Source organism: Bacteroidales bacterium, assembly GCA_023229505.1.
Taxonomy (GTDB): Bacteria; Bacteroidota; Bacteroidia; order Bacteroidales; family JAGOPY01; genus JAGOPY01.
The window spans coordinates 41,722-66,457 of record JALNZD010000009.1 but is presented as its reverse complement, the minus strand read 5'-3'; the positions used below and the strand labels follow the sequence as shown (position 1 = coordinate 66,457).

The following is a 24,736-nucleotide window of genomic DNA, read 5'->3' as shown; positions in this document are numbered from 1 at the left end:
TCGCATAATATGTAAGGCTTCGTGTGGTGCAGCCCAATCCTGATTTTTACCCCTTTAAACACCAGTTGCCGTATAAGCGACCTAAGCTGGCGCCTGGCCAATACCTCACCTTTGGGGGGTGAGGTGTTCCTCAATCTTTCTCATCACCTCATCAATATCATTCATCACCTCTTCATTGCTAAACCTGATAACTGTAAGCCCTAACCGTTCCAATTCAGCAGTGCGGTTTTCATCCCTTTCATTTATTTCCGGCAGTTGATGTATACTGCCATCGATTTCAACCACCAGTTCCTTTTCAGGGCAGAAGAAATCCACTATGAATTCCCTCACCGGATGCTGCCGACGAAATTTGTACCCCGAAAGGTAACGGTTACGAAGTTCGTACCAGACAATCCTTTCGGCTGGTGTCATCGTTCTTCGAAGTTCCCTTGCTTTCCGGAATGTCTCCGGAAATGCCCCGTAATGAAATTTGTGTTCTATAATCCTCCCCATATTCGCCATAGTTTTTACTGGTTAATCCGGAAATTTGGGAAATATACCCGCTGATGACTTAACAATTAGCACAAATTTCTCCCCTCTCCTTGAGGAGAGGGGCTTGGGGGTGAGGTATGGCAACGAGGCAAACCCGGGGGACATCAGATTCCCACACTATTAGCACGCTCTCCGGCTTTCGCAATTATCATTATTATTTTAATGATATTTGTTCATGAAAAAAAAAGAGGATCAAATCACCTTTTTATGAAAACAATCCGTCATGAAAAGAACCATTGGAATTATTGCCCCATTAATCGATAAGCACCAATTTCATAGGGACTTCAACCTGAGGCTTAGCCGGAATAACAGGGAGTTGACTCTTGCCGCTTTTTATGAACTTGCCAATGAGTCTTTTAAAACTGAGCATGTTTCCCGGGGCTTTGATTACGGAGATGATATCCCGGCGGCAGGGTTCTACCTTGAAGGCTTATTGCACCAATACGGCTATGACACCATCCTGACAAACAAATACGATACAGATACTATAAAAACCATTGCTGAACAAGACCCTTTTGCTATTTGTGTTTCAACAACGATGATCATCACAACAGATTCGCTTCTGGGTCTTTTTTCATCGATTCGAAGCGCCATGCCCGACACTCATATTATTGCCGGAGGTGTTTTTGTGTGGAAAAATTATCTGCAATTCATGAAGCATCTCGATTCCCCGCACCTTTATCCTCATCAACCCCGGATGCTATTCCACCCCGGCCATACCAGAATGGACGCTGACATTTTGGTCGTAGCACCGCACGGAAAATCTTCCCTGCTGGAAGTCCTGAAAGAGTTGGAAAAGGGCAGTAGCGCATCATTCGAACATATCCCGAACCTCTGTTTACCCGGTGACAATGGTTTTAATTTTACTAAAAGAGAAGAAGAGCAGGTGGATTATGACGAAGACTATACCCGGTGGGACCTGATTGATGAAATCCCAGAAAAAATTCCGCTCCGGACATCCATTGGCTGTCCTTACCGTTGCCGGTTCTGCGATTTTTGCCAACTCTATCCCCGTATTTTCCTCCGTTCCAGGACTAGCCTTTCACAGGAGTTGAACCTGGTTAAAAACAGGCTCGGACAAAACCTGGCGGTTATCCATGTTTCTGATGATAATGTGTTTATCACTAAAAAACGACTATATGAAGTTTGCGACGCCATTACTGAATCAGGACTCAGACATTGGATTGGCTTCATGCGGGGAGGGGAATATTCTGACAACGAAATGGAAGCAATAGAACGCTCCGGCCTGATGATGGGAAAAATAGGCGTGGAATCAGGTGATCCGGGACAATTGGAACGGATGAATAAGCGCCAGAAGATCGAAAATGTGAAAAGAGGGGTGGAACAACTCGATGCCCATGGTATCAGTGTTCTGATGACTTTTGTCGTCGGCTTTCCGGGTGAAAACAAGCAAACCCTCCGGAATACAGCCGCTTTTCTGAACAACCTATCGCTAACAAATTTATCAGCCGGTTACCAGTTGTATCCACTTGTTATCTTTCCCTTGAGTGAACTGGCTGATCCTTCGGCCCGAACTGAATGGAAAATAGAAGGACTCATGGAAAAATGGTCGCATTATACCATGAAATCGGAAGAGACATTCGAAGCCAGCTATGACCTGTTTAAGGAAGTCACCAATGTACCATACTCTTATTCTGAGGAAAGTTACTTTTTTAACAGAGGGATGTTTACCTTTGGAACCAGGAAATCGTTATTTCAGTTACGGCAGGAGCTTACAATCAAACTGATTGAGAATGCGCCATGGGAATACATTGAACCGATTCTGAAGAGGATGGCGCAATACATGGAATTATCCGTCGACAGAATCGGGGAAAGCCTGAGGCATGAGATTTCAGTACCATACATCCGGTAAGCTCCGAAGCAGGTGGTTTTCACTAATCCTTATCTCTGTAAAATGATCTTCCTGAAATAAGAGGATTTATCGCCATCAACGTAGATATAATAAATCCCATTGGAATTACCAGTAAGGTCGATCATCGTGCTGAAGTTTCCGTTAACCTCGATGTTTTCTTTTTGATAAATGGTCTTGCCGGTGATATTAATGATCCGCAGGTTCATCATATCTTCCATACCCGTAATGGAAAGTTTGAAGGTCCCCTGGGTTGGGTTCGGAAGGGTTACGATCTGCACGCCTTGGTTTTCCGGTATGCCGGTACAGGCATCAACAATGACTGTTTGTTCGGCGAAATTCTCACAACTGTTCTCATCCATATAGGTATAAATGAGCGTGTGCGTTCCGGCACCTGCTACATCGGGATGGAAAAAACCATTTTCAACACCCGGACCGGAATAGGTGCCGCCGGCAGGGTTTCCCTGGATCAGTTCCACCGGGGGATAATTGATGCACTGATCTTCCATAGCCGCAAAAGCAACTTCAGGAAGTTCAAAGACATCAATATAATCTTCCATAAGACTGGTGCTGCTGTTTGTCCCCCTTGTCACCGTCAGCGAAACATCATATTTGCCTGTAGTGTTATATGTAATAATTGGATTCTGTTCCCTGGAAGTGTCCGGTGTACCTCCCGGAAATTCCCAGTACCAACCGGTCGGGTTTCCGGCTGATTGGTCAGTGTACTGAACCTGGTAGGTTTCGCAGGTTGTCGTATCAGAGACAAAAGAAGCAGCCAGTGGAGGGGGAGGAGGCACCAGGAAGGCCAGTTTTACTTTATATCCATTGTGGATCTCTTTATTGGAATTGGTCTGCACAAAAGCCACCAGCTCCATATTGTTTAAAACCCAACCTGACTGCACATTAAAGGTGAGAGGAATTTCCAGCACGTCGCTTTCGGTGAAATCTAATTCCGTCCCGAGCTGGTCGGGCACCATCAGGCGGTCTACATAATTTACTTCACTCATGCCTTGCCAGGCATAAACTATGTGTGACTCGGTCAGGCAAAGGTGCAGGCGGATATTCTGACCATTGATCTCTGCAACTTTGGTAACCGTTACGGTAACATTGTATGTCAGACCGGTATGGCTGCCCCAAACCTCAATTGTAACAGGAGAAGGTACTGCCATCCTTTGCTGAACTTTTGGCCAGTACGACGGATACATGCTCTCGTTATGGCTGCCGCCAACCACTGAACTTACGCCATCAAAGAAAGCAGTTGGATATCCTGAGATACCATAAAAAGAGTTCCTTGCATTTGAGTAATTGTTGGTAAAGGGGTCTCCGTTATGATTTTCAATAGCAGCCACCGGCCACCCATTCTCGATCAGATCATCAACGCCCATGGCAGCGCCGGGACAATACTGGCACCATGTGCCGGTTCCTACTTCCACCACTACTTTATCCCGTGTTACCTGTGCAAAGACAGCAGAAACGGAGAGCAGGCAGATAAAAAGAAAAGTAAGCTTTTTCATTATGGATTGGTTTTTAATTGTACAAAAATATTTATTTTTTTATTATGATTTTCCGATTAGAAATGCCCATATCTGTCTCAAGTTGAAGCAGGTAGATCCCTTCGGAGAGAGATGCAACTTTAACCGGTAAACTCAACTTGCTGTTGATCTCTGCTTCAACAGGCCCCCAGGCTGGTTCACCTGAAGCATTGTATAGTCTCATTTTAACTTTGGTGGATTTATAAGCTGACAGTTCAATTCTGAAATTCCCGATATTAGGGTTTGGATATACGGCTATACCGAGGCCGGATTCATTCTCATCCAGGCCAAATGTGTTAGCAACATTTACGGCCAGGAGTTCTGAGAAATCGCCCTCTCCGCAATCGTTGATCCCTTTGACTTTCAGGTTGGCCTGCCCGGTATAAGTCGACAGCCAATCGACGGTGCAATCCAATCCGTTCCCGCTTACTATCAGGTTTCCTGCATCGGAAGGCGATAATGTCCATTCATAGCTAAGTGCAGAAGCAGAACCGGTGGTGTTGTAATTACTTTGCAAAGTAGTATACAGGTCAATAAATTCCGGTCCGGTTGGCTTGGCCGGGGATGCTGGCAGTGGCATGACAGTTATCATCGTAGGCGTGAAATCAATTCTTTCACATCCTGTGCCATCAGTCAGAGAAACGATCACTACCTCCAGGTCTTCAGTCGGATTTAAAGGAATACCATCCATATACGGTTTATTGGGATTCATGGTAATCTCATTGCCACTAAGGCTTATTACGAGACGCCAGGGCGAAACCCCTGTAAGGAAAATATTCACGAGAGTCGTATCGCCTGCACATATAGTTGTGCTTGTAAATGACATTTCAGCCGTTGGCAGATCATAAATATTAACTGTAAGGTCAGGTGAAACAGGTCCCAGGCCGCTCTGGTTCATCCCGCAAACCCTTAGATTTGCGGTGCCCTCAAAACCAGGGGTCCAGGTCACGGTAACCTCTGTGCCCCATCCTTCGACAGTGCCTGCTTCAGCAGGATCTACCTCCCAGATGTAATACGTGGCATTGGAGACAGGTTGGGTAGAATAAACACCCTGGGCCGAATTTGCACAAACCTTGGTCTCTCCGGCAGGGATTTCAGGCGTTTCGGAAATAGGGTCCATTCCGAAGAAGTTCAGGTATTGCAGCATAAGGTTTTTCCTGGTGCTGTTGGGATTATCCAGCAAACCGCCAAATTCGGAAGCAGAACCGATCGTTTTGTATGTTCCGGGATCATGAGCCACAGCGATAGCATAGGCTGGGGTGGCGTTGTTGAAAATGGTATAGGCCGGGTTGATCGGAGAGATATGGTCGATATAGCTGTTGTCACCACTAAAGTAGAAAATCATGCCCTCAGTGATGGTCCCTGCAACTCCGTTTATGGTGCCCAGGTCACCGTCGCCATCGTCTGTGCCCAGAATATTAAACATGGGATGGAGCGATGTCGAGTAGTAAATTTGGTCATAATACCATGTATCGGCCCCTTCAAGGTAAAGGTTCCCGCCATTATTCAGGAAATCAATGAAAGGTGCAGCCTCACTATCTGTCAATATATGATTCGAACTGTAGGTTCCTAGGCAAAGGAAGATGGTCTGGTACTGGCTGATATCGGCAGGGATTTCCTGCGAATATTCCGCAAATATGCGCCAATCGTCCAGGGCGTTCATCATCTTTTCAGCTGAATTGGTGTTATCGTCCAGGTCCAGGATAAGCATCGGGAACAAGCCAATATTTAAGGAAAACTCCCCGTTTGTTGTAATGCCCATGTCGCCGGAGAAATTGACCGTGAAATCAGCCTGGTGTCCCGGTGGCGTGATTACCACTGCAGTTACCGGAAATGTCTGTGTTATGATGGCATTCTGTGCAATTTCCCCAAACATCGCCGAGTCGGATCCTATTTGTATAAATGGGTCATTGGAACCAAGCAGGCCAAAAACATCGTAAGCATCGGCAGCTCCTTTATTGGTGATGGAAACGATCAGGTCCGCCGTTTCACCGGGGTCAAGGCGGCCGTTGTTATTGCCGTTGATATCGGAGATCGTGAAATCGACATATTCCAGGATTGGTGCGTATGCCTTGACACTGAATGAACTGTTCCAGATAGTGTCGCCATTGGTGGCTTCCAAATTGATCTGGATATTATGACCGTTGGGGACATTTTCTGCGGCCAGGATAGAGAGTGCACCTGAAACCAAGGCAGTCTGATTGGGAAGTATAGTACCTGCCTCTGCAGCGCCATCAATGATTGTCATATACTCGTCGGCACTGGATATTGTAACCGATACATTTTCAGCGTTTTCGGTACCCACGTTTTTCAGGGTCACATCGAGGACAACAGTTTCGCCATAATCAAGCTTCCCGTTATTGTTCCCGGAAGCATCATTCACCATGTATGAATCAGTAACGACGAAGGGACCGTTCGGCGGGATAACCTGCACATGGGCATGATAACGGTAATAGTTTTGTTTGGTCACCACCACATCGATGATGTTTGGCGGATTCTGAGCAATGATAGGAATATCTGTGGTTGCCCCGGTGCCGGTTCCCACACCAATAAGCTCACCATTCACTGAAAATGCGATTAAAGCACTTTCGTCGGCCTGGATGGTAAACGTGGCCATCCCTGCCATCTGCACCTCATTATGCATGACAGTAAGATCTTGTGGGACTTCAGAATACAGGCAGGTGAATGCATCACCATGATGATGAAACAACTTGAAAGTTATTGCTTTTTCCGAGGCATTATAAGGCCAGCTCGAAGAAAAAAGGAAGTATTTCCCGGCTGCATTGCCGAAAGCAGGTAACATACCCCTGGATTCAGGCGTTGTGCCGAATTGCGGGAGAAAATCCGGAAACATATTGTCATAAAGCCCCCATACATAAACGTCATTTACAAAGGAGTAAGAAACCTCTGTCGGGGCAATCAATCCCAGTGCACCGCTGCCCTGGCCGTTGACTTGGTACCGGTGGAATTTTTCCGCAAAACATTCACCCCCGCTGTTGAATTTTCCGGTCTGGCAATTGATTGACATGACGAATGTCAGGTCTGTATTATTAAGCCCTGAAATATTCGAATTGACGTAAGAGGGTTCACCCCATCCGGTTTCCATACCGTGATCGCGATGTTGCAAAAGAAAAGATCCGCTGTTTACGGCATTGTTGATGTCAGTGGCATTTCCCCCTGACCACGCCCCGAGTTCGCCAGGTGTTGCCGGGATGTATCCCAACCCGGAAGGACCAAAAACATCGAGTATTGTTGGGGTGTTGGGTGCAGTAGACCATGGGTCGACATCCGGATTTCCACCATAAACCTCGTTAATTCTGACAGGATCTTTTTCCAGAACATTTTTTAAATATCCTCCGAATGCTTCAGAACAAATCTGGAACCACCGCTCGGTCTGCCATCCCAATGCAGTTATAGGGTGTTCGTAAAAATATGCGCTCGTGGGTGGATTACGTTCATAATTCAGAAATTTATTCACCATGAGGGAAAGCTCCATGGCATTCCTGGCTGTAATCCTGGCAAAAACAACATCCGGCAACAGATCACCATTTACATCTGAAAAAGGATTATCGGAAACATAGGGATTATAACCGCCCGGGTGATCATTGAGGACAGTGGATGTGATACTGGATTGAGCATTACTGCCATAATCCCCAAGCAATAAACAGGCAGCCGGTGGAATATCCCAGTTGTTATAAGCATTGTTGATGAATGATTCAATAGCAGTGGCAGAGTTGCCACCGACTTCCGAAATTGGAACTACGTTTGTCAGGATACCCTGCTCCGTCCGGAATCTTTTGATAGAATCGGCCCACTGCTGGAAATCAGCGCCATCAGGACAAATAATCAGGTATTCGCACCCGGTGGCACGGATACCCTCTGACTGCCGACTACCGACTGCCAACTGCCGACTTGCATAATCGACCGGTGAAAGTTGTTCATAGTTCAAAAGTATATCAGACAGCAACGGGTCCCACCAGCGGCTGCGCAACCTTTCATCACCAAACCGGCCGTTCCCGCCGGCAAATTCTACTTCAACCTCAAGGTCCCTGTATACGATCAATTCCTTTGTCACCGGGTTGTATTGAAATGGGGTAATGCCAAGCATTACAGCATCAACACCTCTTACTTGCGTTACTTCAGAGAGTTTGACCGGTTCTGCCGGATAAAAAGCGTTATTTGAATAAATCCTGGCGTTTTTGTTGTAATCCAGCGGGCCTTTTTCTATATCTGTAGGGATTCTGGGTGCCGGAGCAATATTAATATCCTGATAAACTTCTTTTCTGACGGATTTGATATGAAGAATGGGAGTGGCCCCCTGTGGAACGGCAATATAACGTCCATTGCCGGGAAGGTCGGGCATTCCTTCATCTCCGGGAAGGAAATGATTTGTCAGGCTGACATGCTTCATGGATTCGCCCCGGATATCGATATCATCCATGGTAAATTCCAGGATGGAATAATTTAATGTGATACCCTGTTCACTTTGAGACTTAAGATTAAAACCTTCCTGGTCCCAACTGTCACTGTATGTAAAAGTCTGAGCTTGAAGCTGAGCAAGAAATATAACAATAGCAATAAAAAAAGTAAGTAGCAGTCTTTTCATAGATGTCGGCTTTAAGTTATTTGTTGATTCTCAATTTTATGCAGATATTTGATTTTGTTGTAGCAATACAAAATTATACTAAAAAAGAAAAGAAAAACATAAGAATAACCGATTTATATCCTGACATGCAACAGGCGGGAATGGATCACCTGGCTACCTGAAATGATCCTTGCCTGAATCAATCCTTCAGGCCATTCAGCCGTGTTAATCAGAAATTCATTTGATCCCTCATTGCCATTAAAGACAAATTCTTCCAGCAACTTTCCTGATGACTCGTAGAAACTGACTGAGACCTGCCTGGAATCTTTCAGATTTAATAAAATCTTAGTATGATCGGAAAAGGGATTAGGCTGAACCTTCAGACCGGTAATTTCTTTCCGGTTTTCACCTAATCCTACCGTGATATTAAGAGTGTATTGATGGGGAAGGCAATTATAGCCGGAAACAACCAGTTCGGCTGTGTTTATGCCCGAAAAACCATCCGGGACCATAATGACAGCCTGGCCTGAAGCATCGGTCGGGCAACAGCCCAGCATGGTCCCATCAGCCAGGATCACGCACATAAGTCCTTCCATAGGTTCTCCGTTGCTGGTAACGGTTACAGGGATAGAAGTCGTCCCGGGAAGGATTTCTTCAGGATAGGATGTCTCGATGCTGATCGGTTCATCGGTCCATACACCCAGGACAGGGTCACCAAAGATGTTGCAGTCATAGAAACACCAGCGGAGCGCTCCTTCTTCCCATTGGCCGGGGGCATTGACCCAGACAGAAGTTTCGATTTTTGAGATCATGTGAGCGGCACCGATCCGGCATTCTTTGTCGTGATATAATGCATCCACAAATTCCCGGTGCAAATGTGCCGAAGGGCCTTCGGTCTGTCCTTCGTTAAACCAACCATACCTTGAATTGAAAGCGCCAGCCACGGCAAAATTATCAATACAAACCATCGCCTCGCCGATGCAGTCATTTTCATCGAAAGCCCCGCAAAGGCAGCCGTGGGTGTAAATGAGTGAGTAATTATGATCGATTCCGTTAGTCTGCGCAAAGTTGCTGTTATTGATATCGGAGATGTTGAGGCGCATGACGTAAGTCTGGTTGGCATGACCGGAGTGATGAACAAAGCTTTTCCCCTGGTTGATGGAATTGATCAGGTCATAACCTCCCCAATAAGCTTCAGAATCATAAAGCTTGGTAAAGTTGTAATCGTCTGGTATGCCATCGGTTTCATAACCGTTATCGGCATGATATCCGATCAGCAATTCGAGGTAATCTTCGCCGTAAGTCAGCGGTTCTTCCCATAAATATTCGCCGGCAATCAGCACGTCGCGGAGTTCGCCTAAAACCGGGGCGTCCTGGTAACTGACGGTTTTCAGCAGGAGTTTCTGAAGTTGTGAAACCGTACTGACCGGGAACCGCGCAACTGAAACGTCCGGAAGAAGGTCATCTTCGCCTATCTCCGCCCAATATCCATCCCCGTCTGTATTCCAGTTACCATCGAGGGCGGAATAATATAAATCAGCCGGTATATTGCTGTCCTCATAAGTCGAGCTGGAATAGGCAATGCAGTAGAAACCACGGTAGGGAACAATTTCGGCATCACCACCCAGAAGAACATGTTCAATGCCATGAGCCTGGTATTCAGCGATGATATAATTTCTCATTTTCTCCTGCAGGTCCTGCCCGGTAAAATTTGCTTCAATATTTTCCGTCGTGGCAATCTCGGTTTTAAAACCCCTTACTAAATAAAGATCTTTTAGCTGTTGATAATAGCTTTCAAAAAGCTGGGGTGTAATAATCAGGATCTGATATTCCCCGTCTCTTGCTGATATTGTTGGGTAGGCTGAGATCATGGAAGGATTTTGGGCGATGTTGCTGATGCGGTCATCAATTTTTGCCGATGTATTAAGGTTTTCAAGTGCCCTGGAAGACCGCCCGGTTTTCCGGGTTTCAACTGTTATGGTGATTTTTTGGAAGAAAGACACCATGCCGTCTGCCGGCACATAATTTACCGGGGTAAAAGAAGTTAACAGGAAAGAATGACCGTTGAGGAAATGGGTTGAATACTCGCCCCATGCTTGTCCGGGGAAAATACTGCGGGATTGATAGATTTCATGTTTTTGGTGAAAGATGCCATCGCTGCTGGTTGAGATAGGCTGTGATGGCTGCTGGGGATAGATCGTAAAGGTCCCTTCCAGGTTTTTTTGATCTTCAAAGCGGTATTCTACGGAAACCGCTTCCTCCCCTGGCGGAAGCAGGAGCCTGACAGCCTGGTAGGGAAGGGCAGGTTCGCCGGTTTTTCCGGTAAGAAAAGTTCTATCAAAAGACACTGTTTGGAAAGACCCCGCCTGCTTAACCGATGGAGTATTGAAATAGTAGGTGTACTCAACAGTACCAGCAATAAGGCACACAGCCCAAACCATCAGTAAGCATGTAATAGTAACTTTTTTCATCGACTTTAATAATTTGAAATCTGAAAATTGAAATTCGCAATTTGGATTCCAATGCAGCCAAGTACCATCTCACGTCTCACGCCTCCATGCCTCTATGCTTCACTAAATCCAGAATGCAATATTAATCTTTTCCAGCGTGAAACAGTGTGATCAAAGTCACTTCTTTAAGCTATTGAATTAATTTAAAGGGAGTTTAAATTAGTTTTAAATTCAAATCATACCTTTCTTCCGAGATATATTTTCCCCAAATGTTATGTGATTTCACATCTGTTTTTTTGAAACCTGCCTGCGCGTATAAATGGCTGGCTGTGGTTAATTCGCTTGTGGTCCAGAGGAAGACGCTATTATATTTCCGCTCTTTGCAAAACTTCAATGCTTCATGGATGAGGCTTTTTCCAAGACCATGGCCTCTATATTCAGGATGTACGAGAAACCACCGCAGTTGTGTTTCAACTTTTGAAGTCCTTACGACTGCAATAGAACCGACAATCCGACCATTAGCCTCAGCCAGCCAGATCCGGTCCCTGTATGGATTAAAAGATTTAACAAATTCAACAAGCCCATGAGCGACATAGGCTTCGAATGTTTGATCGTATTTATATTCTTTTGCATATAGAATTCCATGAAGATAAGTAAGGTAACCGATATCCCCCGGCTTTAGCTCATGCCGTAACTCCCATTTCGTCAGTGGATTATTTTCCATTATTGAATAAGGCTGTCTGTCTGAGGATTAATGATCTTCTCCATTAGTCATGATTTCCTCAAAGGTACTTAATTCGAACCTATAATCTTAAAATACAAGGTAACGCTGTGGGTGATGTTTCAGAAATACAATCTTATTCAAGGAGTAGCCCGTGATTATCGCCTCGACCAATGTTGTCATAGAAGAATTACAAGTAAGATTTCTTTATGCTTAATGCGTTGTGCAATCCTCCCGGGTGATCACAAAATGATCTTGCTTGGTTCTCCGAAAGTGGCTGTTTCAGTAAGTGTGATGACTTGGTCAAGATCGCTGATCCGGATCACAAAATCCCCCTTTTCAGCCACCAATTGGTTTTCCTTATTGTAGAATGCGAGATCTTTGGCTTTAATCGTAAATTCAATAGTCTTTGATTGAGCCGGATCCAGGTTAATTTTCATGAACCGCCTTAATCTCTTATTGTCTGGGGTTATGGAAGCATATAGATCTGAAGTAAACAGCATCACCACTTCTTTCCCTGCAAGGTCACCGGTGTTCTCAATGGTAACAGCAACATTCACGGAATCTTCCGGTGTCAATTCATTGCTGCTTACTTTCAGGTTGCTGTATTTAAAAACGGTATAGCTCAAACCATGACCGAATGCGTATTGGATGGCAACATCTGATTCATTTTCATTTAAGCCCTCCATCTTTTCCTGTTTTTCCGATGGTTTGTAATCATAATTGATCAGCGAGTTTGGGAACAAGGGATAAGTATAAGGAAGTTTCCCGTTGGGGTTGGCATCACCAAATAATATATCTGCCAGGGCATTCCCGCCAAAATTTCCAGGAAGGTAAGTTTGAACAACTGCAGCCATTTTGTGCTCGAATTTGCTGATTATGCGAGGACGGCCTTCATTTAACACCAGTATTACCGGTTTCCCTGTATTGGCAAGTGCTATGGCGAGATCGGCCTGGTTTTCTGAAAGGTAAAGATCATGCAGATCGCCAGGCTTTTCGCAATAGCTGTTTTCACCAAGAAAGAGAATGATGCAGTCTACCTCATTTGCAGCCCTGACAGCATTATCGATATCCAGGTTTTTTTCCTGGTAGTATTTACCCTGCATGTCATAAGAAACACCTTCCACGAATGTAACCTTATCCTTACCTATCTTGCCTTGAATTGCTTCCAGGAATGTACTGTAATCTTGAGCAAATTCATCTGTTTTCTCACCCTGCCATGAATAAGACCAGCCACCATTCATTGGCCTCATCCAATTGGCATTTGGCCCTGAAATCAATACCTTGATATCCTTTTTCAAGGGTAGTATATGGGAATCATTTTTCAACAGGGTAATGGACTCCAGTGCCGCATCCAACGCAAGATTCTCATGCTTTTCACTCCCGAAATCCGGATAATCTTCGTAATTGGTAGTAGGAGATTCAAATAATCCGAGTTCCATTTTTAATTTCAAAATTCGGGTAACGGCTTCATCGATCCGGTTCATGGGTACTTCATTTTCATTAACCAACTCGACCAGGTAATCGCAGAAGTCGAAATCATATGGGACCATTGACATATCGACACCGGCGTTGATGGCCAACTCAACGGCTTCTTTCGGAGAAGAAGCGAATTTATCACGGTTGTATAGGTTATCAATATCAGCCCAGTCGGTGACGACCACTCCTTCAAATCCCATTTCATCCCGGAGCAATGTTGTCAGTATGTCGTAACTTGCATGGACCGGAATGCCATTCAATATGCCTGAATTGACCATAATGGATTTTGCCCCTGCATTTATGGGGGCCTGGAAAGCAGGCTTATGTTTCTCATTAAGTTCACGTGGATGGATTTGGAACGGATTACGGTCTTTTCCTGAATTCGAATTATAACCCAGGTAATGTTTCAGGCAGGCAGCGCCATGCATTTGATCAATGATTACCGCATCTTTTCCCTGAATGCCTTCAACAGCCGCAGAACCCAATATACCATTTAGATATACGTCTTCACTGAAAGTCTCCCACATGCGCGAATCCCTGGGATCGCGGCCCATATCCTGTACCGGAGAAAAGTTCCAGGGTATGTTGGAAGCACGCATTTCATAAGCACACATCTCATTAAGTTGCCTGACGAGTTCCGGATTAAAGGTGGCGCCCAGGCCGATCTCCTGGGGAAACAAAGTGCCTCCGGCAGTATAAGTTGTGCCATGGATAGCGTCAATACCATATAATACCGGGATGCAGGTTTCATGGATGGCTACCTCTTGGATCTGGTTAATGATTTCATGCCACCATTCCAATGACTTTGCCCGGTTGTTCACTGTATTCAGGACAGAACCAATCTTGTATTTACCAAAAGCTTTCTGAAGCATTTCAGGATCCAGTTCAACCGGTTCAGGCTGCGCATCCAGATTGTTACCTTTGACGAGTACTGGCAAGGTAACTTGTGTCATTTGACCCACTTTTTCTTCCAGGGTCATGCCTGCTAATAGTTCTTTGACTTTAGTGTCAATGTCTCCAGCTGATTTTGTATTATTTCTCTGCTCACAACTCTGCAGAATGAAGACTTGAAGAGCAAAGATCAGGACAAAAGAATACTTTTTTGTAATATACATGAATACTTTTGAGTTTGGAATGAATTATTGCATCAAGACTTTAACTTCATAAGTAATATTTTTTTTAGGAGAGGGTAGTAAATTACCCTCCAATTCTTCATTGTCAATAAATACCTTGCACTGGTTCCCACCATTATTGATAAACTTAATTTTATATGTGGCACCCCTGAACTTTCTTGTGATTTCACATCCATCAATGCATCCGGGTAATTTTGGGTCAATGATCAAGCCTTCGTAATCGGGCCGGATGCCTAATATATATTGGCTGATGGCGTAGAAATTCCAGGCAGCGGTTCCTGTTAACCAGGAATTTTTTGTTTCGCCCGGTTTAGCTGAATCCTTACCCGCGATCATTTGTCCATATACGTAAGGTTCAGTTTTGTGCAATTCGCTGATCTCTTCCAAATATGCGGGTGCAATTCGCTTATAATAATCGAATGCCTTGTCATTATGGTGCAGCATTGTTTCAGCAATGATGATCCATGGATTATTATGACAGAAAATACCGGCATTCTCCTTATAACCTGGAGGATAACTGGAGATTTCTCCAAGGTTTAAGTAATATTTAGTGTAGGCGGGGTTTAATAATACAATTCCATAAGGTGTGGCCAACCTTTTTTCAACCTGGTCCATCGCCTTTTGCGCTCTGCCATCCTGAAGGCCAATTCCGGCCATAACACAGAAACCCTGGGGCTCAATAAAGATCTGCCCTTCTTCGTTCTCTTTGCTGCCAACCTTTTTGCCATAATAATCGTATGCCCTGATAAACCAATTATCGTCCCATCCATATTCATCAATGACGGTTTTCATGGCATCAATATGTCTGCGAGCCTCTTCAGCCTGATCCTTATGTCCCGTGAGTTCACAAATACGGACAAACTCATGACCATAGAGGACAAACATACCGGCAATCATCACCGATTCGGCTTGTCCGCCACTTTTGTTTTCTGTTGTCTGGAATGACTCACCGGGTTCTTCAGAGAAACAATTAAGATTCAGGCAATCATTCCAATCGGCCCGGCCAATAAGTGGAAGCCCATGTGGTCCGAGATTATTGACGACATGATAGAATGAGCGTTTGATGTGTTCAAAAATTGAATACTGATTAGGATCATCATCAAACGGTACCTTAGCTTCGAGTATTGACCAGTCGCCTGTCTCTTTGATGTAAGCAGAAACTGCCAGGATCAACCATAAAGGATCATCGTTAAAATTACTTCCTACTTCAAGGTTTCCTTTTTTGGTCAGGGGTTGGTATTGATGATAAGCACTGCCGTCTTTCATCTGAAACCTGGCAAGGTCGATGATACGTTGTTTTGCAAGCTCAGGTACCATGTGAACTATGCCGATTATATCCTGGTTCGAATCTCGAAAACCCATTCCCCGGCCAATTCCCGATTCAAAATAAGAAGCACTGCGCGAGAAATAATAAGTGACCATACATTGATATTGGTTCCAGATATTCACCATGCAGTTAAGCTTCTCATCCTGACTTTCAAGCTGTAAGTTGCCTAGCAGTTTATTCCAGAATTGCTTTAATTCAGAAAGTGACTGGTCAACTTGTTCAGAAGTTTCAAATCGCCCAATCATTTCTCTTGCCTTTGTTTTGTTGATCTCGTTTGGTGCTGTGAACTTTTCATTCTTTTCATTTTCAACATAACCGAGAATAAACACAAGATCACATACCTCTCCAGGACCTAAAGTTATTTCTAAAAAATGTGAGGCTATAGGTGACCAGCCATGGGCTATAGAGTTACCGGAAGATCCGGTTAAAACTTTTTCAGGCTTATCAAATCCATTATATAGTCCAAGGAAGGTATCCCGGTCGGTGTCGAATCCTGCTATCGGATGATTGACCGAATAAAAAGAATAATGATTCCTGCGTTCACGATACTCTGTTTTGTGGTAAATTTCAGAACCAGCTACTTCAACTTCACCGATAGAAAAGTTGCGCTGAAAATTGGTCATATCATCATGGGCATTCCAGAAGGCCCATTCAACAAACGAGTGAATTTTGATCTCTTTTTTTTGAACGCTTAGGTTTTCAAGCCTAAGTTTTTGCACTTCAGCATCAAATCCCAACGGTACAAAGAAAAGGACTTCGGCTTCCAGGTCATTCAATCTTCCTGTTATCCTTGAATACCCCAATCCATGACGGCATTCATATTGATCCAGTTCATTTTTTACCGGCTTCCATCCCGGCGACCAAATATGGCCGTCATCATTAATATAGAAATATTTTCCTCCGTCATCTGCAGGCACATTATTATACCTGTAACGGGTAATTCTCCTTAAGCGTGCATCTTTATAAAAGCTGTACCCCCCGCAGGTATTAGACAGTATGCTGAAAAAATTCTCATTTCCAAGATAGTTTATCCATGGATATGGCGTCTTGGGATTAGTAATAACGTACTCTTTGTTTATATCGTCGAAATATCCGTATTTCATTCTGATAAGTTTCAATTAATCATTAGGCAATTTATCCCACCATTTGTATTTTAATATAAGTGATGTAATAATGACAATTAACAGTGATATCCCCGTATACATCCATTGGCGCAGCACAAGAAATATAGGTACGGCAGTTAAAGCTGTCTGCCAGATAATACCGATAAAAACATTAAACATATCGGTTTTAAAGTTCCTGTTTGGCTGAAACGAAGGGTCTCTGCTTATTACCCTTTTCTTCACCGGTTGCCAGAATCCCCACGGGCGAACCGTTTTGTAAAAACTGTCTAATACTGCATCATCGGTGGCTGGCTTTGAAAAAGTTCCGGCATAGCAACCTGCTAATGAAAAAAGCAGGAGGACCGGAAAATAATACAGTTCAAGGGTTGTTTTAAATATCAATGGGAAAATCAATGCCGGGACCAATCCTGCTACCATGCCCCAGAAATAGCCGTGACCGTTGAATCGCCACCAGTACCACTTTAATACATTGGAGGCCACATAACTACCCCATAAAGCTGACACAATCCATTGCAGCAGGCTATTTACATTTTTGGCATAAATGCCAAGTATGATACTGAACACCATAATCAGAACACCGGAAAGATAGCTTATATTCCGAACCTGTTTATTAGTTGCATCTTTTCTTACTTGCAGGAATATATCATTTACGATATAGGCTTGTGCCGCATTAAGAGTTCCGGCAAAAGTCGACATAAATGCAGCGAGCAAACCGGCAAATAAAAGCCCCATCAGGCCCACAGGAACAAATTCACTGATGGCTGATGGCAATATCTGTTCGAAGTCAATATGCCCGGCTACATTTAGATTAAGTCTGTCATAATACAATAAGGCAAGGACTACAAAACCGGTTATCATAAAATACCTGACAGGATTGAGTATCACTGATACAAACCCGCTCATTTTAGCGCCTTCTTTAGGAGACTTTGTGGCAAGTATCTTTTGCATATCATAGTTTGGAGCCGGTCCGGCAGCACTGGAAAGGAATCCTTTAAACAGCATCATCATGAAAAAAATGGAAAACAGCGAGAACCCATCCTCCTTTATCTTTTGATTTACTTCCGGGATAATATTACTCCAGTCGAGGTGGAGCTTCCATCCAAACCAGATTGAATACCAGTTTTCCGGGACAAGCAGTGTTTGTCCGGCCAGCGCATTCATTGCAATAATCCCAATAACGATGGCGGCCAGGGTCATAATAGTGTATTGCAATAAATCTGTCCAGACGATGCTCATCATGCCACCCAGTACAGCGTACAATGTGCCGAACAAGGTAAATGCAATCCCATAAACATGAGGAATATATTCAGGGGCGATTATTCCGGGATCAAGTCCAAAAATATTGCAAACAAAATCCCATGGTATAAAAATCATGACGAATTTACCCAGGCCAATAAATCCATAGGCAAGAAAACCCAGGCAACTTATCAGTGCATAAACTACAACGATATTATGCGAATTGCGGGCTCCTTTTCCGGTCCCAAAACGGGTTTGAATCCATTCTGCTCCGGTTGTCACATTTGACCTCCTGAGCCAGATAGAAAGAAAGACCATCAGGAAGATCTGGTTAAAAACAGGCCAGAGCCATGGAATCCAGATGCTTTTCAGGCCATAAACAAATCCAAGTGTGACGAGCCACATGGTGCCCGAAATATCGAACATGCCGGAGGCATTAGACAGTCCAAGCATATACCAGGGGAGTCGGTTGCCGCCTAACAAGTAAGACTTTTTACTTTTTTGGGCTTTTTTCTTAAGGATAAACCCGATTGCAACAGTTGCCAGCAAGTAAATCCCTATGATAATTAGATCAATTAAGTGTAATTTCATAGGTATAACATCATTTAACAATTAATACTCCTTGCCAAGAAACATGGACCTGTTAAATCCATTAAACAAACTATTACACCTAACTTTTGTCTGAATATGTCAAATGGTGAAGCCTAACTTATCTTTTTTTGTTCGTTCATAAACATCCCTGCTGAATATAAATTCTTGGGCAGGCTTACGGGCCGCACCATTCTGTCTTTTATTCAGGGGGATCACGTATTTCATTTGTGCGACCTTTTTCCTGAAATTGCGACGGTCAAATTTGGTACCCAACACGATTTCATAAAGTGTTTGCATTTGTGTTAAGGTAAATCTCTCCGGTAAAAGTTCGAAACCTATCGGTTCCCTGCTAAGTTTGACGCGAAGACAACTTAAAGCTTTTTGAATGATTTTCTCATGATCAAATCCCAACTCAGGCAGTTCGTCTACAGGAAACCACCGGGTTTCCTGGTGCTGCTCGTCAGGATTCACCTTTGAGCTATCAACCAGAGAGTAATAACCGATTGAAATCACATGTTCCGAGACCATGGGATAAGCTTTTTTGGTCCATAACTGGTCTCGTTCTCTGAGCATTCGATCGGTGTCTCCAAACGCATAAAATTGTTCCAGGTATATGTCTTTGAGTCCGGATTTATCTCTAAGCACCCTGATGGCAGCTTGATCGATATTTTCATTTTCAAGCATATGGTGCCCCTGAACTGTATAATCAGTAAATAGGATTTTACCAGTTTCCGGGTCTTTCAATTCACGCTTTGTTAATAACACATTCAGTTTCTTGTAATCGAAACCAAATACCACGCAATCAACTGATAAGTTTGGAATAATTGATCTCATCTTAACAAGTGTATAAATTACACAGATGCAAATATAAAATAATTGCACGAAAAAATTCCACAACTAAAAAAAATAATTTTATATGCGTGTATTATAAAATACAGTAAAACAGATGTTTAAAAAATTTAAATATAGAATGAGTATAAATAGCAATGAAAATATTAAAAAGGTTAAACGGATTTTATAAAATTGTTATACATTTGTTAATGTAAAAGATACACAAGACATATTTAACTGATAATCAAAAATATAAATGAATGTAATATAGTATGCGTAGATAATGCAAGTAAAACTTTTTCCGAATTGTCATTTTTTTGCAAACTCGAACGATTGAAACAAATAATCAAAAACCTAAATGAAAAACCTATGAGAACAGAATTTTACAATTATTTAAAAGTAGACACTATGGCAAAAAAATTCCTTTTAGTTGCGGGAATTCTGTTGTTTAGTGTATCTGTTACATTGACTGCACAGCAGTACAACTATTCAGGAACCGTTCAAAGTAATGACGGTGCTCCTTTACCTGGTGTTAATGTTATCGAAAAAGGAACAACCAATGGAACGATAACAGACATCAATGGTAAATTCATCCTCCCTTCATCCCATGAATCCCTGGTATTGACTTTCTCAATTATAGGTTATACTACCTATGAAAGAGAAATGAAGCAGGGAGAAATCGTTGAAATCTCTTTGGGTGAAAGTGTAGTAGGCCTGGATGAGGTAGTCGTAGTTGGATATGGTACCCAAAAACGTGCGAACATAACAGGTGCCATATCAAACATGAATTCCGAACAGCTCAACGCTGTCCCGGTTACCACAGTGGGTGAGGCATTGCAAGGTCGAATGGCGGGTGTCAGTGTCACTAATAACTCTGGTTCACCAGGATCAGGATTGAAGGTCGTGATCCGCGGTGTTGGAACTAATGGTAGCGCGCAGCCACTTTATGTGGTCGACGGAATCAGGACCAATAACATCGATAATATTGAACCTTATGATGTTGAGTCCATCGAGGTACTGAAAGATGCTGCATCTGCAGCCATTTATGGGGCCGATGCCGCCAATGGTGTTATTCTCATCACTACCAAAAAAGGAGGAAAACCCATAGGAAAAGCAGGAGGCCTGGTAAACTATGATTTTCAGATCGGCATGCAGAGTATTGGTAAATATACACATCCAATGGATGCTTCAAGCTATGCCACGTGGGTAAATGAGGCTAATGTGGGTGTCGAAATTCCGACCAATAGTTCAATAAATACCAATTGGATGGATGAGATCACGCAAAATGCAATGGTACAAAGACATCACCTGGCTTTCAGTAAGACCACAAATTTGGGGTCTTACTATATATCAGGATCATACATGAATCAAGATGGAGTGGTCGGTGGTGATAAATCCAATTTCGAGCGTTATAACCTGCGTACCAATGTAACACAACAGGTTAAAAGTTGGTTGAAAGTCGGAACAAACTTAGCATATTATCATTTCAAGCGCAATGCCATTACAGAAGACGATGAATTCGGAGGGCTTATTGCTTCAGGGTTAATGCTTGATCCTCTTACACCGGTCATTTATGAAGGTAATTTGTCTGATAATGCACAAGGTGCGCTGGACGCTGGATACACACTTGTTCAAAACGGTGATGGAATGTATTTTGGCGTTTCAGATTATGTTAAAGGTGAGATCGCAAATCCGCTGGCCCAGTTGCAGGTCGCAAAAGGTACAACCAAGCAGGATAAATTTATGGGGAACATATATGCAATTCTGGGTGGTGAAGCATGGAAAGGAGTTTCTTTTACCACCAGGGCCAGTATTGATGTTGCTAACCAGTTGTTTCATACCTGGTATCCTACATTCTGGTACTCATCAGAAAGAATGAATACCCAGACCAGTGTAAGGGACAATACTGATGCTTGGTCCACCTGGATGTGGGAAAACTTCCTGACCTACGACACTACCTTTAATAAAAAGCACCACATTAATATAATTGCAGGTATGTCGGCCCAGGAATCCACGCATAAATATTTAACCACTTTCTCCGGACCCATGTTCGCCGAAGGAGACAATTATGCGGAGCATGGTGGTGTCGAAATTGATGGAAAAGTAAGTGGAAGTCTTGAGGACAAGAAACTTGTTTCCTACTTTGGACGGGCTTCTTATGAATATGATGGCAGGTATCTGGTGAGCTTAATTTTCCGTCGCGATGGAACTTCACTACTTGGAACAAATAACAGGTGGGGTAACTTTCCCTCGGTTTCTGCAGGCTGGATCGTTACCGGTGAGAAATTCTGGAATGTTGATTTCATCGATTTCCTGAAAATCAGGGCATCATGGGGGCAGAATGGTATGCTTTCAGGACTTGGACCTGATCAGTTCAGGGCGTTAATTACTACTTCAGGACTTAAATACCCAAAACCCGGTGGCGGTTTCTACACGGGCGCCGAACCGGAATTGTTGGCTAACCCCGAACTGGTTTGGGCTACCAGCGATCAAGTTGATATCGGTTTGGATATGTATATGTGGGCAAACAGATTGTCTTTTGGATTTGACTATTTTAACAAAACCACGAAAGATTTACTGACCCCAGGTACACCACCTCCTTCAGTAGGTAATTATGCACCTTTTGTAAATGCCGGTGACGTAACCAATAAAGGACTTGAATTTGAAATTGGTCTGAGGAATTATGAAAGCGCATTCAGGTATGATATGAATCTTAACATGACCTGGATAAATAACGAAGTCACTTACCTGAATCCTTTGCTCGACCGGGTATCCGGTAATACCGTTGGAACCGGATGGACAGCAACATGGATGGAATTGAATCAGCCGGTATGGTACTTCCGTGGATATAAAACCGATGGTATATTCCAGAACCAGCAGCAAATTGATACATACAAAGAAGCTAATGGCGGTTTAGCCGGTTACAATCCGGTACCGGGTGATCCCATTGTAGTAAATACAAATGGCGATAACCTGATCAATAATGAGGATCAGACTTATATCGGTGATCCGCATCCGCACTTTATGTGGGGTGCTATATTCAACTTTGCCTATCACGGATTCGACCTGAGGTTTTTCCTCCAGGGAGTTCATGGACAGGATGTCCTGCTGGGCTGGAACCGTTACGACAGGTCTACTTCCAACAGGCCTCAATTTTTCTTTGATGAGAGATGGACAAGCGAAGGCAGTACAAACGAACGGCCACGTGCTGACCAATCCAATCCTTTTATCTACAATAGTGACCTGATGGTATATAAAGGTTCCTACGTCAGGATCAGGCAAATCCAGTTAGGTTATACACTTCCGGGAAGTGTGATGAACAAATTGAAAATGCAAAACCTCAGGTTTTACGTGTCGCTGGATGATTTCTTCACCTTCACCAATTATCCGGGTATGGATCCCGAAGCAGGTTCAGCTGATGATAATAGCCAGGGCATAGACCGTGGATTATATCCAACACCCAGAACGTTTATTTTTGGGTTAACATGCTCTTTCTAATAATCCTGAAAAGTTGAATAAAAAATCAGAATGTTTTACTAAAAAGATATAAAAATGAAAATTAAATATAAAATAATGGTAGTCTTTGCAGTGATATTAACAATTACTGCCTGCAAAAAAGATTTTTTAGATGTAGCTCCGATCGGTAAAATGTCGGAAGAACTCTTTTACAAAACCGATGAAGATGCTACAAAAGCCATCATGGCAACTTACGATATCCTTCAATGGATGTATGCACGCGACTGGAACAGCGCATACCTTGTAAAAACTTTCCCTTCTGACGAATCAAATGTCGGAGGTGGAGATTCAGGTGACCAGCCGCCGTACCAGGAATTGGGAAATTACACTTATGGGGCCAGTAATGCTACCATTACAGCCGTATGGCAATCAAACTATTTTGGGATTTACAGGGCAAATAAAGTGATTAATAATGTCCTGCCTGAAACAGACCTCCGTAAACAAATAATTGCGGAAGCCAAATTCTTACGTGCTTACTACTATTTTGAAATTGTAAGTATGTTTGGGAAAGGACCTATAATTTTAACGGATCTCGCTCCAAGTGAATATAGCCAGCCCTTCAAATCAGATGCTGAAATTTATGCTCAGATCGTAATTGACCTGAATGAAGCAATTGCAGGTCTGCCGGAGAAAAGCGAATATGCCCCTGAAGATGTTTTCAGAGCTTCGAAAGGAGCTGCATTATCATTACTGGGAAAAGCTTACCTGTACCAGGAAAAATGGACTGAAGCTGCTCAAACATTTGAACAAGTGATCGCTTCGAATAAATACCAATTGCAGGAAGATTTCTCAACACTTTTCCTTAAAGAATCTGAATTTGGAGTTGAGTCAATTTTTGAAGTATCATGGGTTACTACCGCGGGATATGACTGGGGGACATTCCAATGGAGCGGTAACCGTGCCATGGAAAATAACATTACCTGGCAGCTTACGGGTCCGAGAGGTGACTATTTCGTGGCCGGAGAGACAGGGCTGATCGGAGGATGGGGATTTAACTATCCGAGGGAAAATGCCTACCAGGTGTTTGTTGATGCAGGAGACGTAACAAGAAAACCGGCATCCATTCTTTCTTTAGAAGACCTCCGTGCCCAGGGTGGTGATTGGACCAACGAAGAATCCTGGGGATGGGATGGCTATATTCGCGTAAAATACGGTACCAGGTTGGATGAAACCAATAGCGAGGGCGGAGCCGTGGCTGAACTGAATTATGGTACCAATCTCCGCCTGCTAAGGTATGCCGATGTTTTATTAATGGCTGCAGAAGCCAACTATCGGGCCGGCGATAACGGAAAAGCAGTAACCTATCTGAACCAGGTTCGGCAAAGAGCAAATCTGGCATCTTTTCAAGGGGATTTTTTCCTGGCACTTGTTAAAGAACGGCAAATGGAACTTTGCTTTGAGGGTGTGAGATTCCTGGACTTGATAAGATGGGGGATGGCAGCGGAGGTCTTGGGTCCAAAGGGATTTGCAGCCGGGAAAAATGAATTGTATCCCATCCCGCAAGATGAGATGAGGAACAATTCAAAAGCAGAACAGAATCAAGGCTATTAATAAGCACAGCTTATTTGGCATAGTCAATTTTTGGTTAATTGCAATTGAATGGCAGGGTACTGTTAAGTGCCCTGCATTTTTTTGCCCATGAATCCATTACACCATGGACATCAAGTTTGAATTAAGGGTTCAAATTATTTCAGCAAGATTTTTTTGGTGAAGCGTTTGTCTCCGGAAGTACACTCAACAAACAGCTTATCATCATAGGGAACGCAATATTACTGATTTATTCCAAGAATGGAAGGCTGGGAGGCATGGG

At 43.5% G+C, this 24,736-nt stretch carries 12 protein-coding genes; 3 read left to right on the top strand and 9 right to left on the bottom strand.

Translation table 11 applies throughout. The features are described 5' to 3' along the window. Nucleotides 1-105 precede the first annotated feature (105 nt). Nucleotides 106-492 carry an endonuclease domain-containing protein gene (locus tag M0Q51_05065; GenBank protein MCK9399348.1) on the bottom strand — a complete coding sequence of 129 codons (387 nt, stop codon included), beginning with the start codon at nucleotides 490-492 and terminating at the stop codon, nucleotides 106-108. Nucleotides 493-754: 262 nt separating this feature from the next. Between M0Q51_05065 and M0Q51_05060 the strand changes: the two genes are divergently transcribed. Then, nucleotides 755-2,404 carry a radical SAM protein gene (locus M0Q51_05060; protein MCK9399347.1) on the top strand — a complete coding sequence of 550 codons (1,650 nt, stop codon included), beginning with the start codon at nucleotides 755-757 and terminating at the stop codon, nucleotides 2,402-2,404. Between the two features lie 29 nt (nucleotides 2,405-2,433). On the opposite strand, the gene M0Q51_05055 is transcribed toward M0Q51_05060, so the two are convergent. The 8 genes from M0Q51_05055 to M0Q51_05020 all read right to left on the bottom strand — a co-directional run bounded on the left by M0Q51_05055 (nucleotide 2,434) and on the right by M0Q51_05020 (nucleotide 19,413). Then, entirely contained in the window at nucleotides 2,434-3,915 is a 1,482-nt protein-coding gene (locus M0Q51_05055) for an Omp28-related outer membrane protein (GenBank protein ID MCK9399346.1), read from the bottom strand. A gap of 31 nt (nucleotides 3,916-3,946) precedes the next feature. Continuing rightward, the gene (locus tag M0Q51_05050; GenBank protein MCK9399345.1) at nucleotides 3,947-8,539 is read right to left on the bottom strand and encodes a C25 family cysteine peptidase; all 4,593 of its coding nucleotides are present in this window, start codon (nucleotides 8,537-8,539) and stop codon (nucleotides 3,947-3,949) included. A gap of 113 nt (nucleotides 8,540-8,652) precedes the next feature. Further along, nucleotides 8,653-10,989: a C25 family cysteine peptidase gene (locus tag M0Q51_05045; protein MCK9399344.1), complete on the bottom strand. Its 2,337-nt coding sequence runs from the start codon at nucleotides 10,987-10,989 to the stop codon at nucleotides 8,653-8,655. Between the two features lie 193 nt (nucleotides 10,990-11,182). After that, the gene (locus M0Q51_05040) at nucleotides 11,183-11,692 is read right to left on the bottom strand and encodes a GNAT family N-acetyltransferase (GenBank protein MCK9399343.1); all 510 of its coding nucleotides are present in this window, start codon (nucleotides 11,690-11,692) and stop codon (nucleotides 11,183-11,185) included. Between the two features lie 239 nt (nucleotides 11,693-11,931). Further along, nucleotides 11,932-14,283: a glycoside hydrolase family 3 C-terminal domain-containing protein gene (locus tag M0Q51_05035; protein MCK9399342.1), complete on the bottom strand. Its 2,352-nt coding sequence runs from the start codon at nucleotides 14,281-14,283 to the stop codon at nucleotides 11,932-11,934. A gap of 24 nt (nucleotides 14,284-14,307) precedes the next feature. Then, nucleotides 14,308-16,731: a glycosyl transferase gene (locus tag M0Q51_05030; GenBank protein MCK9399341.1), complete on the bottom strand. Its 2,424-nt coding sequence runs from the start codon at nucleotides 16,729-16,731 to the stop codon at nucleotides 14,308-14,310. 15 nt (nucleotides 16,732-16,746) lie between these two features. After that, entirely contained in the window at nucleotides 16,747-18,579 is a 1,833-nt protein-coding gene (locus tag M0Q51_05025) for a Na+:solute symporter (protein ID MCK9399340.1), read from the bottom strand. A gap of 99 nt (nucleotides 18,580-18,678) precedes the next feature. Next, nucleotides 18,679-19,413 carry an NUDIX domain-containing protein gene (locus M0Q51_05020; GenBank protein ID MCK9399339.1) on the bottom strand — a complete coding sequence of 245 codons (735 nt, stop codon included), beginning with the start codon at nucleotides 19,411-19,413 and terminating at the stop codon, nucleotides 18,679-18,681. A 405-nt stretch (nucleotides 19,414-19,818) separates the two neighbouring features. On the opposite strand from M0Q51_05020, the gene M0Q51_05015 reads away from it, so the two are divergent. Beyond that, complete coding sequence (locus tag M0Q51_05015) at nucleotides 19,819-22,908, top strand: TonB-dependent receptor (GenBank protein MCK9399338.1); 3,090 nt, start codon at nucleotides 19,819-19,821, stop codon at nucleotides 22,906-22,908. Between the two features lie 54 nt (nucleotides 22,909-22,962). Continuing rightward, complete coding sequence (locus M0Q51_05010; protein ID MCK9399337.1) at nucleotides 22,963-24,477, top strand: RagB/SusD family nutrient uptake outer membrane protein; 1,515 nt, start codon at nucleotides 22,963-22,965, stop codon at nucleotides 24,475-24,477. Nucleotides 24,478-24,736: the final 259 nt, after the last annotated feature.